This is a genomic window from Arthrobacter saudimassiliensis, assembly GCF_059090665.1.
In genome coordinates, this window is the sequence record NZ_JBNHFX010000004.1 from 169580 (window position 1) to 180852 (window position 11273).

Here is an 11273-nt window from a genome sequence, read left to right on the forward strand (position 1 = left end):
TTCGATCATGCGTGGAGGGTGGTTTCGCCCTCCTCGCGAACCGCGAATTTTTGTATCGTTCTGTCTGGGCACTGGATCGGGCCGTCGTGAAGGGGTGGGACATGGCAGCTGCCGTGGTGGTCATGAGTTTTGTTGCTTTGGTTGCGTTCGGCATAGCGATGGCGGTGATTTACCTGCTGAAGGTCCGCCAGCTGCGAAGAGACCGGATACCAGGCGCCAAGATCCAGATGAGCGGCAGGGGCATCCTGTCGCTTGTGCTGCTGGTTTCCATCATCTGGGCGTGCACGTGCGGGGCCCTGGCCCTTGGCGTGTATGCGGATGTGCGCAGTTACTGGGCCGGGCTGGCCATTGTTTTAGTGGTGGCGGTGCTCCGCCCGATTTACCTGGCCAAAGGCGGTTCCCCTTTCGTTATCACCCCGCCTGAGCGGGTCCCCGAGCCCCTGGAACCGCCGGCGAGCTGACCCCAACAGCAGGGCGCATCACATGCTAAAACGGCTTCCCAGTGAGCTGAGGCAGGTCACCGGAGTCAGGCAGGAGAGAGAGTGGGTGTTTCTTCCGGAGGTTTAGACCGGCCCGGCAAGTCCACACGGCAGGTGATCAAGAACAGATTGGTGGCCTTCGGGATTATGGCGGCCGTTCTCCTGCTGGGAGTGCCCGCGGTGCTGCTTCCTGGCCGCGGGACGCCCAGGGTGTATTCCTATGAGCGGGTGGGCTGAAGGAGCCATCGCAGCGGCAAAACATTCAGAGTGTGCGGGCTTGCGGGCAAAGCAGAAGGCTCCGGCCCCGTGGAGGGGGCCGGAGCCTTTCAGTTGGCGGTGACGGTGGGATTTGAACCCACGTTGGCTTTTACACCAAACAACATTTCGAGTGTTGCACCTTCGGCCGCTCGGACACGTCACCAACGCGTCAACCTTACCGGTCAGGTGCCCCAGACCCAAAACTCGGCCGCCGGGGAGGCCTACATCTCGACGACGTCGTTCCTGCCGACGTCGGGCTGACCGCCGGTGACGGCGCTCTTGGCGAGCTTGAACACCGAGGCGACCTTGGGCTCGTCGTTGGCCCAGTACTCGGCGGTGTGAGAATCCACCTTGAGCAGGGCCACCGTCGGATCCTCCCGGCCCTTCTCGAACCAGGCCGCCGCGGACGCCTTCCACAGTTCATCGATCCGGCCCTGGTCCTTGGTGAGCGACGCCGCGCCGCTGATCGAGAGGAACCCCTTCGAATCCTGGATCGCCACGTTCACGTTGGGATTCGCGCGGATCTCATCCGCCTTGTGGGACGGGTCCTGGGTGAAGAACCACAGGTTGCCGTCGGAATCCGCCTCCTGCAGCTCCAGCGGCCGGCTGACCAGATGCCCCTCCAGATCCATGGTGGTCAGGTGGGCGATCTTCGCCTTCTCCAGGATCTCGACCACAAAGTCCATGCCGGTCTTGTCCGATGCCATGCGTTGTCCTCCTTCTGGTGGGAACCACGAATAACATCAGCCTACTGATTGTTAGCCGTTCGAGGAAACCCCGCCGCGCCGCTCGGCGAAAAACCGGGTCAGCAGGGCAGCCGCCTCGTCCCTGCGCACTTCGGGAAAGACCTCCACCCAGTGATTCAGCCGCGGCTCGCGCAGGATGTCGAACACCGAGCCCGAGGCGCCGGCCTTCTCATCCCATGCCCCGAACACCACGCGCGGCACCCGCGCCAGGACAATGGCACCGGCGCACATCGCACACGGCTCCAGCGTCACGACCAGGGTGCAGTCATCCAGCCGCCACCGGCCCAGCCTGGCCGCGGCGTCGCGAATCGCCACCACTTCCGCGTGGGCGGTCGGATCACCGCTGGCCTCGCGCTCGTTCCGCCCGGTGCCCAGCACCTCCCCATCAGGCCCGACGACGACGGCGCCGATGGGTACGTCACCGGTGGCCAAGGCCCCGCGGGCCTCGGCCAGGGCGAGATCCATCCACTGTCGGTGGCGGTGCGGCAGCTGGTCCATGTGTCCATCGTCTCGCAGTTCCGGCGTCCTGCCTTCAACCGCGCCGCGGGACCGGCCTGCCCGCCCGGGGGCCCGCGCAGGCGATGGTAGTTTGGACGTATGCGCGTACTCGTAGTGGACCACCCCCTGGTCGCCCACAAGCTGACCGTCCTGCGGGATAAGGACACCTCCTCGCCGGTCTTCCGGCAGCTGACCGAGGAGCTGGTGACCCTGCTGGCCTACGAGGCGACGCGGCACGTCCGGACCGAGCCGATGCAGATCGAAACGCCGGTCACCCCGGCCGTCGGCACCGGCCTGATGAAGCCCACCCCGCTGGTGGTGCCGATCCTGCGCGCCGGCCTTGGCATGCTCGAGGGCATGGTCCGCCTGGTCCCCACCGCCGAGGTGGGTTTCCTGGGCATGGCCCGCAATGAGGAGACCCTCGAGGCGATCACCTATGCCGAGCGCCTTCCGGACGACCTCACCGGCCGTCAGGTCTTCGTGCTCGATCCGATGCTCGCCACCGGAGGCACGCTGCGCGAGGCCATCAAGTTCCTCTTCAAGCGCGGTGCCGCCGACGTCACCTGCATCTGCCTCCTGGCGGCCCCGGAGGGCCTGAAGGTCCTCGAAGAGGAGCTCGCGGACGCCGACGTCACCATCGTGCTCGCCTCCATCGATGAGCGGCTGAACGAAAAGGCCTACATCGTCCCCGGGCTGGGCGACGCCGGCGACCGGCTCTACGGCGTCGCGCACTAGGCGCGACCCGGGCGCAGGGTAACCCACGGCCTGTCAGAGTGCTGCCTGACGCCCACCTACGTGTCCAGCATGTGGACGCGCCTATTCGGCTTGACGAACCGCCTGAGCTAAGCATCCTTATCAAAAACCGCTGACCGGCGCTGCCCCCAGGCCGCCGTTCGGCGGCCTCTTTTTGCCGGCCCACGCCCGGAGGCCGCTGGATAGCGGGACCTGGAGTATCGAGTACACGGGTTCAAGCCGGTCGGCGGCCCCGCCCCGCGATTACGGGGTTCCCTCAGTGAGATGGCTCACAAATGCGCCTTTTGTGTCCACTATGTGAGACTGCGACCATATTGTTACTTGCGCTCCAGGCTTTGTTACATGCAATAATCCGTAAAGTGAACAACACCACGACAGCATGTGTTCCGGCTTTCCGTCCCGGCCTATCCGCCGAGCTGGGTGCCTGCTGTTGTCGAATGCACGCCTAGGACCCACCCCCCTCCCAGGCAAACATCACTCAAGGCCCAACGCCGGGCATCAATCGCCATCTCGACCGGGCACACCCCCTGCATTCGAGCCGTGATGACGGCAATTCACCATTGAGGTTCCACATGTCAGTAGCATCCGGGTACGTCCACATCTCCCTCCGCAATCCCCAGGGCCGCGGCCCGCTGCGGCAGCAGCCCGCCGGGTTCCCCCGGCCCTACGCTCCCGCCTACGGCGCCCCCTCTTACGGCCAGCCCGCCTTCTCCGGGGCGGGGCCGGACCTGCCGGGCAACAGGTTCCCCGGAGCCGCCCGTGCAGAAGGTCAGCCGATGACCGCCCCAACCCCCGTTATTGCCCCGCAGGGCGTGCCCGGCCCTCAGCCGGTGGCCGCCGACACCGTGGCGCGGGGGTTTGTCATTTATGTGGGCCTGGATGAAGAGAGCGCAGCAGCCGCCGGCACCAGCCTCACCAAGCTGGCACAGGAGCTGCGGACCTACGCGCAGACGCTGGTCCCCAACGCGCAGAGCCACGCCGCCGTCGCCCTTGCTCCGGCTGCGGCCCCCGGCACCGACCTTGAAGTGGTGCGCCAGGCCCTCGGCGATCCCACCGTCAGCCGCCGGGCACGGGTCGAGCCCCCTGTGCCCGCTCCGCCGACGCCGGCTGCCCAGCGGCCCTCCGGCGTGCTGATCGACCTGTCCCGCCGCGAAGTGCACCTGGACGGCGAAACGCTGAACCTGACCTTCAAGGAATTCGAGCTGCTCAACTACCTGGTGGAGAACGGCAGCCGCACGGTCGGCCGTGAGGAGCTGCTCAGCGGGCTGTGGCGCAACGCCGAGGAAGTCCCCAATGAGCGCACCATCGATGTGCACATCCGCCGGCTGCGTTCCAAGCTGGGCCGGCTGGCCAACACGGTGCGCACCGTCCGCGGACAGGGGTACCGGTTCTACGAGCATCCCGAAGTGGTCGTCTGGGCTGCTCCGGAATACAGCATCTAGCCGGTGGCCGCCGGGGCAGCCGCAGCTGCCCCGGCGGTGCACCCGCCCCGATGCCGGCCGCCCGTACGACGCCGATAGACTGGCCGGATGGACGGCCAAACCAAGACGCTGATGCTGCTGCGCCATGCGAAGGCGGACTGGCCGCTGGGCGTGGACGATTTTGAACGTCCGCTCTCGGGCCGCGGACACCGGGACGCCCCGACGGCCGGCACCTGGATGATCGATAACGGGCACGTTCCGCACTACATCCTCTGCTCCTCGGCGCTGCGCACCCGGCAGACCTGCACCTGGGTGTGCCGGGAACTGGGTGACAAAGCCCCCACCCCGCGCCTGGAAGGCCGGCTGTACGACGCCGACGCCGCCACGGTCCTCGCCGTGATCAACCACGTCCCGGAGACCGTGCGCACCCTGCTGGTGGTGGCGCACATGCCCGCCGTCCAGGAGGTCGCCATGCGGCTCGCGTCCGTGGACTCCGACGAGGAGCCGGTCATGGAACTGGCCACGCACTACCCGACGGCCGCCCTGACGGTGCTGCAGACCGACCGCCCGTGGGCGGAACTGGACGGCCGGGACGCCCGGGTCACCGACTTCGTGATTCCGCCCGGCCGCTGACGGGCACGGCTGTCCGCTTTCCAGGCCGCGCCGCCTAGAGACCGTATTTCTCCAGCAGCCTCAGCCACACCTCGCTGACCGTAGGGTAGGCGGGCACCGCGTGCCACAGTCGGTCCAGGGGCACCTGCCCCACCACGGCGATGGTCGCCGCATGCAGCAGTTCCGACACGCCCGGCCCGGCGAAGCACATGCCGAGGATCACGCGCCGGTCCTCATCCACCACCATCGAAGCCCAGCCGGAGTAATCCCGGCGCAGCAGGGCCGCGCCGGCGACGTCGATGTCCAGGGCCGTCTCGGACGCGTTGAAGCCCGCGGCGCGCGCGGCCGACAGGTCGAGGCCCACCTGGGCCACCTCGGGATCGGTGAAAACCACCTGCGGCACCGCCCGCTCATCCGCGGTGGCTGCCTCGGCGCTCCAATCCGACGGGCCGCCCTGCAGCTTACCGCGGGCCCGGGCCGCGATCGCGGAGCCCGCAGCCCGCGCCTCGTACTTGCCCTGATGGGTCAGCAGCACCTTGCCGGCGGCGTCGCCGACGGCGTACAGCCAGTTCGTTCCGGCCGCGAGGCCGGACGGATCGGTGACCAGGACCCCGTGCCGGGGATCAGCCAGTTTCGGATCAGCGGGCAGCGCCCCGGTGTCCATCAGCTTCTCCAGGCCCAGCCCGGCGAGTGCAGGGGTCCGCCCCGTGGCCACCAGCAGCTTCTCGGTGAGGAGCGTGTCTCCGTCATCCAGCGCCAGGCTGATCCCGCGGCTCGTCTCCTGCACTCCGGTGGGGGAACACTGCAGGCGCAGGTCGACGCCGTCGGCCTCCAGTGCGGCCCTGACCAGTGCCCGCGCCGGTTCCGGAAAGGACCCGAGGATATCGTGCCGGGCAATGAGGGTGACCCGGGCGCCGAGCCGGGCCCAGGCCTGAGCCAGCTCGGTGCCGGCCACCCCGCCTCCCACCACGGCCAGGCTCTGCGGCACTTCCTGCGCGGAGGTGGCTTCCCGCGTGGTCCAGTAGTCGACGGTGTCCAGGCCCGGTATCGGGGGAGGGGTGGGATAGGAGCCGGTCGCCAGTACCACGGCGAAGCGGGCATGCAGGTGCACCACCTCGCCGTCGCCGGTGCGGACCTGAACGTCGCGGGGCGCCGTCAGCACTCCGGTGCCGCGGATGAGGCGGATCCCGGCTCCGCGAACCCAGTCCGCCTGGGAGGTGTCGTCCCAGTTGGAGGTGAAGCCGTTCCGCCGGGCCAGGACCTCCCTGACATCGAGGTCACCCGTCACGGCCTCGGCGGCACCGGGCAGGCTGCGCGCGGCGGCCAGCGCGGCGCCGGGATGCAGCAGCGCCTTGGAGGGCATGCACGCCCAGTAGGAGCATTCCCCGCCGATCAGGGAATTCTCCACGAGGACGGTGTCGAGCCCGGCGGCGGCCGTGCGTCCGGCGACGTTCTCGCCGACGGCACCGCCGCCGATCACCACGACATCGACCCTGCTCCCGCTGCTGCTGTTGTCGGCATTCATGTCCCCGACCCTGCCAGCCGGGCGAAGGGCGGCACAAGGGAGGGGATGCAGGTGGATAACGAAAAACCCCGCCTGACTGGTGGAAACCAGTGCAGACGGGGTCTGTGTGGTGCGCGCGAAGGGATTCGAACCCCCAACCTTCTGATCCGTAGTCAGATGCTCTATCCGTTGAGCTACGCACGCATTCGGAATATTCTTCAATTTTCCGTTCCGGCGTCCGGTCTGTCAAAAACTTCCCGGGCCGCTCGGCCTTCATCAACTATACGGGGTTCTGGAACAAACACCTAATCGAGAGAGTGTGACCTGTGGAACTAGACCGGTCTATATGACCTTAGTCACACGAGCAGGGGCGGGGAGGGGGCGAAACCCCGGAATTTCAAGGAACGTGGAGGGGATCACGGGGCATTAGTAACACCTTTGTCTCAGCCGTCACAGGGCGGACAACTAGCATCGGAACACACCACTGACCCAACGAAGGGAAGAGTCATGGGCGATGACGCGCGTCAGCTAGTTCTCGATGAGGACGGCAAGAACGCTGCTCCGGCCGCGCCGGAGCGGACCACTGAGGGAGCCTCCGCTCCCACCACCCACCGTGCCCTGCTGGACTGGGTACGGGAAGTCGCCGAGCTGACGCAGCCGGACCGCGTGTACTGGGTCAACGGATCCGCAGAGGAAAACAAGGTGCTGACCGACGAGCTGGTCGAGTCCGGCACGCTGATCCGCCTGAACCAGGAGAAGTTCCCCAACTCCTTCGCGGCCTTCTCCGATCCCAAGGATGTGGCCCGCGTCGAGGAGCAGACCTTCATCTGCTCCGAAAAGGAAGAGGACGCAGGTTTCACCAACAACTGGATGGAACCGGCCAAGATGCGCGAGAAGCTCAAGGGCCTGTTCTCCGGCTCCATGCGCGGCCGCACCATGTACGTCATTCCGTTCGTCATGGGCCACCTCGAGGCCGACGATCCCAAGTTCGGTGTGGAGATCACCGACAGCGCCTACGTGGTCGCCTCCATGCGCATCATGGCCCGCATCGGCACCGACGTGCTGCGCAAGATGGAGGAGCTGGACGCGTTCTTCGTCCCCGCCCTGCACTCCGTGGGTGCGCCGCTGGCCGAGGGCGAGCAGGACGTGCCCTGGCCCTGCAGCGACGAGAAGTGGATCGTGCACTTCCCCGAAGACCGCTCCATCTGGTCCTACGGCTCCGGCTACGGCGGCAACGCCCTGCTCGGCAAGAAGTGCTACGCCCTGCGCATCGCCTCCGTCATGGCGCGCGACGAGGGCTGGCTGGCCGAGCACATGCTCATCCTGAAGCTCACCAGCCCCGAGCAGAAGAACTACTACATCTCCGCGGCCTTCCCGTCCGCCTGCGGCAAGACCAACCTGGCCCTGCTCGACCCGACGGTGGAAGGCTGGAAGGCCGAGACGCTGGGCGATGACATCACCTGGATGCGCTTCGGCAAGGACGGCGAACTGCGCGCCGTCAACCCGGAGGCGGGCCTGTTCGGCGTCGCCCCCGGCACCGGCTGGAGCACCAACCCCAACGCCATGCGTGCCATCGCCAAGGGCAACTCCATCTTCACCAACGTCGCGCTCACCGACGACGGCGGCGTCTGGTGGGAGGGCATGACCGACGAGGTGCCGGCACACCTGACCGACTGGCGCGGCAATGAGTGGACGCCCGACGCCGGCCACCCGGCCGCGCACCCGAACTCCCGGTTCTGCACCCCGATCGACCAGATCGACATGCTGGCCGAGGAGTACCACTCCCCGAACGGGGTGCCGATCTCGGCCATCCTGTTCGGCGGACGGCGCAAGACCACGGTTCCGCTGGTGACCCAGGCCCGCGACTGGGCCAGCGGCATCTTCATGGGCTCCACGCTCTCCTCCGAGACCACCGCGGCCGCCGCCGGCCAGGTCGGCGTCGTGCGCCGCGACCCGATGGCCATGCTGCCCTTCATCGGGTACGACGCCGGTGACTACCTGCGCCACTGGATCGAGCTCAGCAGCAAGGCCAACCAGGAGAAGCTGCCGAAGATCTTCCTGGTCAACTGGTTCCGCCGCACCGCCGACGGCGGCTTCGCCTGGCCCGGCTTCGGCGACAACTCCCGCGTCCTGAAGTGGGTCGTGGAGCGACTGGAAGGCAAGGCCGACGCCGTTGAAACCCCGATCGGCTACGTGCCCACCGGAGACGCGCTGGACCTGACCGGCCTGGACATGACCCCGGCCGACGTCGAGGTGGCCGTCCGCGTCGATCCGGAGGAATGGGGCGCCGAGCTCGCCGGAATCGAGGAGTGGTACGCCCAGTTCGGCGAATCCCTGCCTGAGCAGCTGAAGGACCGGCTGGCCGAACTGCGCGAGCGCTTCGCCGCCGCAGCGTAGCTTCGCCCGCCTGGGTGGTGGCCCCTGCCGGTTTCGGCAGGGGCCACCACCCGTTTAACCCCGGTGCCGGACGGGTGCCACGTGGTCTGTTTTTTAATCCGTTGTAAAAAACGTCGTCCGTTCCTACACTGATCCCACACCGCCGGATCAGCGAGGATCGGATGGACCAATGAAGCAGCCCCAGCGGAGCATCTACGACGCCGATCACGAGGCGTTCCGAGACATCGTCCACCACTTCGCCGAGAAGCACGGGCGCCCCAACGCCGAGCGGTGGGACGCTGAAGGCAAGGTCGACCGGTGGGTATTCGCCGAAGCCGCCGAAGCGGGCATCCTCGGCTTCGCCATTCCGGAGGAGTACGGCGGCGCCGGGATGGACGACTTCCGCTTCAACGCCGTGATGGGCGAGGAGCTCGCCCGCCATCCGGTCAGCTCCGGGCTGGCCTGCATCGCCCTGCAGAACGACATCGTGTTCCCCTACTTCCTGGACCTCACCACCGAGGAGCAGAAGCAGCGGTGGCTGCCCGGCATCGCGGCGGGCGAATCCGTCACCGCCGTCGCCATGACCGAGCCCGGCACCGGCAGCGACCTGGCCGGCATCCGCACCACCGCCGTGCGCGACGGCGACGCGTACGTCCTCAACGGCTCCAAGACCTTCATCTCCAACGGGCAGAACTGCGACCTGGTGGTGGTGGCCGCGCGCACCTCCCCGGATCGGCACCGCGGCCTGAGCCTGTTCGTGGTGGAGGCGGACAGCGAGGGCTTCTCCCGCGGACGGAACCTGGACAAAATCGGCCTGCACGCCCAGGACACCAGCGAACTGCACTTCACCGACGTCCGGGTGCCGGTGGAAAACCTGCTCGGCGAGGAAGGAGCAGGGTTCCCCGGACTGATGGCGAACCTGCCGCAGGAACGGCTGTCCATCGCGGCCGCGGCGGTGGCAGCCACCGAAGGAGTGCTCGAACGGACCCTTGACTACGTGAAGGAACGCACCGCCTTCGGCCGGCCGATCGGCTCCTTCCAGAACTCCCGGTTTATCCTCGCCGAAATCCGAACCGCCGTCCTGGTCAGCCGCACCTACATTGACGACTGCATCGCCCGCCACGTCGCCGGCGAGCTGGGCGCGGAGGAAGCCGCGGCCGCCAAATGGTGGTGCACCGAGCAGTACGTGGACGCCGTGAACCGCTGCCTGCAGCTGTTCGGCGGCTACGGCTACATGCGCGAATACCGCATCGCCCGGGACTTCGAGGATGCCCGGATCAGCACCATCTACGGCGGCACCACCGAAATCATGAAAGAGATCGTCGGCCGGAGCATGGGCCTGTAACCGCCCGTGCCACCTTCATCCCCCGCCACCAGCCGGAACCGGAGAACCGCACATGCCTGAAGACGTCTATATCTACGATGCGCTGCGGACCCCGCGCGGCAGGAACAAGGACGGCGCCCTGCACAGCGTCAAACCGGTGGACCTGGCCGCCGGCCTGCTCCGGGAAGTGCAGTCCCGCAATCCCGGCCTGGATCCGGAGGCGGTGGACGACGTCATCCTCGGCGTGGTCTCGCCCGTCGGGGAGCAGGGCGGCGACCTGCCGAGGGCGGCGGGGCTGGTCGCGGGACTGCCCGAGTCGGTGCCGGGCGTCCAGGTCAACCGGTTCTGCGCCTCGGGACTGGAAGCGGTGAACCTCGCCGCCTCCAAGGTGGCCAGCGGATGGGAGTCCCTGGTCCTGGCCGGCGGGGTGGAATCCATGTCCCGGGTGCCGCTCGGCTCCGACGGCGGCCCCTACGCGCAGGACCCGACCACGGCCTACGACAACTACTTCGTGCCGCAGGGGATCTCGGCCGACCTGATCGCCACGATCGAGGGCTTCAGCCGGGCGGACGTCGACGGGTTCGCCGCCCTGTCCCAGGACCGGGCGGCGAAGGCCTGGGCCAACGGGTGGTTCTCCCGGTCCGTGGTGCCCGTCCGGGACATCAACGGAGTGACCCTGCTGGCCGCCGACGAGCACATGCGCCCGGGAACCACGGTCGAGTCCCTGGCCCAGCTGCCGCCGGCCTTCGAAACGCTCGGCGGGCGCGGCGGCTTCGACGCGGTGGCGCTGCAGAAGTACCACGCCGTGGAGCGCATCCGGCACGTGCACACCGCCGGCAACTCCTCGGGCATCGTGGACGGCGCCGCGCTGCTGGCCATCGGCAGCGCGGCAGCGGGCCGTGCCGCGGGCATGGCCCCGCGGGCCCGCATCACCGCGACCGCCGTCGTCGGCAGCGAACCGACGATCATGCTCACCGGCCCCACCCCCGCCACCCGCAAGGTCCTGGCCAGGGCGGGCCTCGACGTCGGCGACATCGACCTGTTCGAACTCAACGAGGCGTTCGCCGCCGTCGTGCTCAAGTGGATGCGGGACCTGGCCATTCCCGCCGAGAAGGTCAACGTCAACGGCGGAGCGATCGCCATGGGCCATCCGCTCGGGGCCACCGGCGCCATCATCCTGGGCACGCTCCTCGACGAGCTGGAACGTCGTGACCTGCGCCGCGGCCTCGCCACCCTCTGCGTCGGTGCCGGGATGGGCATCGCCGCCATCATCGAGCGCGTCTGAGCAATGAAGGAGACTCC

10 protein-coding genes and 2 tRNA genes are annotated in these 11273 nt (G+C 67.9%); 7 read left to right on the top strand and 5 right to left on the bottom strand.

Translation table 11 applies throughout. The annotated features are described in order from the left end of the window. Nucleotides 1-101: 101 nt before the first annotated feature. On the top strand, nucleotides 102-461 hold the full coding sequence (locus AC5RV6_RS15515; protein ID WP_494008257.1) for a hypothetical protein: 360 nt from the start codon (nucleotides 102-104) through the stop codon (nucleotides 459-461). A 349-nt stretch (nucleotides 462-810) separates the two neighbouring features. Here AC5RV6_RS15515 and AC5RV6_RS15520 read toward each other — a convergent pair. The 3 genes from AC5RV6_RS15520 to tadA form a co-directional block, all read right to left on the bottom strand. Beyond that, a tRNA-Ser gene (locus tag AC5RV6_RS15520) sits at nucleotides 811-900 on the bottom strand. A gap of 58 nt (nucleotides 901-958) precedes the next feature. Continuing rightward, a complete protein-coding gene (locus AC5RV6_RS15525) occupies nucleotides 959-1444 on the bottom strand; it encodes a pyridoxamine 5'-phosphate oxidase family protein (RefSeq protein ID WP_494008258.1) in 486 nt (161 codons plus the stop codon). Nucleotides 1445-1495: 51 nt separating this feature from the next. Further along, the gene (tadA, locus tag AC5RV6_RS15530; RefSeq protein ID WP_494008259.1) at nucleotides 1496-1981 is read right to left on the bottom strand and encodes a tRNA adenosine(34) deaminase TadA; all 486 of its coding nucleotides are present in this window, start codon (nucleotides 1979-1981) and stop codon (nucleotides 1496-1498) included. A 99-nt stretch (nucleotides 1982-2080) separates the two neighbouring features. Between tadA and upp the strand changes: the two genes are divergently transcribed. From upp to AC5RV6_RS15545, 3 genes are all read left to right on the top strand, one after another. After that, on the top strand, nucleotides 2081-2716 hold the full coding sequence (upp, locus tag AC5RV6_RS15535) for a uracil phosphoribosyltransferase (RefSeq protein WP_494008260.1): 636 nt from the start codon (nucleotides 2081-2083) through the stop codon (nucleotides 2714-2716). 590 nt (nucleotides 2717-3306) lie between these two features. Next, nucleotides 3307-4176: a winged helix-turn-helix domain-containing protein gene (locus tag AC5RV6_RS15540; protein ID WP_494008261.1), complete on the top strand. Its 870-nt coding sequence runs from the start codon at nucleotides 3307-3309 to the stop codon at nucleotides 4174-4176. Nucleotides 4177-4263: 87 nt separating this feature from the next. Continuing rightward, complete coding sequence (locus AC5RV6_RS15545; RefSeq protein ID WP_494008262.1) at nucleotides 4264-4788, top strand: SixA phosphatase family protein; 525 nt, start codon at nucleotides 4264-4266, stop codon at nucleotides 4786-4788. A 34-nt stretch (nucleotides 4789-4822) separates the two neighbouring features. Here AC5RV6_RS15545 and AC5RV6_RS15550 read toward each other — a convergent pair whose 3' ends face one another. Together AC5RV6_RS15550 and AC5RV6_RS15555 are read right to left on the bottom strand one after the other, a co-directional pair. After that, nucleotides 4823-6292, bottom strand: coding sequence for a dihydrolipoyl dehydrogenase family protein (locus AC5RV6_RS15550; protein WP_494008263.1), 1470 nt, complete (start codon nucleotides 6290-6292; stop codon nucleotides 4823-4825). 107 nt (nucleotides 6293-6399) lie between these two features. Beyond that, nucleotides 6400-6475, bottom strand: a tRNA-Arg gene (locus AC5RV6_RS15555). 303 nt (nucleotides 6476-6778) lie between these two features. Here AC5RV6_RS15555 and AC5RV6_RS15560 point away from each other — a divergent pair. The 3 genes from AC5RV6_RS15560 (at nucleotide 6779) to AC5RV6_RS15570 (ending at nucleotide 11256) form a co-directional block, all read left to right on the top strand. After that, entirely contained in the window at nucleotides 6779-8668 is a 1890-nt protein-coding gene (locus AC5RV6_RS15560; RefSeq protein WP_494008264.1) for a phosphoenolpyruvate carboxykinase (GTP), read from the top strand. A gap of 169 nt (nucleotides 8669-8837) precedes the next feature. Further along, complete coding sequence (locus AC5RV6_RS15565; RefSeq protein ID WP_494008265.1) at nucleotides 8838-9992, top strand: acyl-CoA dehydrogenase family protein; 1155 nt, start codon at nucleotides 8838-8840, stop codon at nucleotides 9990-9992. A 52-nt stretch (nucleotides 9993-10044) separates the two neighbouring features. After that, on the top strand, nucleotides 10045-11256 hold the full coding sequence (locus tag AC5RV6_RS15570; protein ID WP_494008266.1) for an acetyl-CoA C-acetyltransferase: 1212 nt from the start codon (nucleotides 10045-10047) through the stop codon (nucleotides 11254-11256). The last annotated feature ends 17 nt before the right edge of the window (nucleotides 11257-11273 follow it).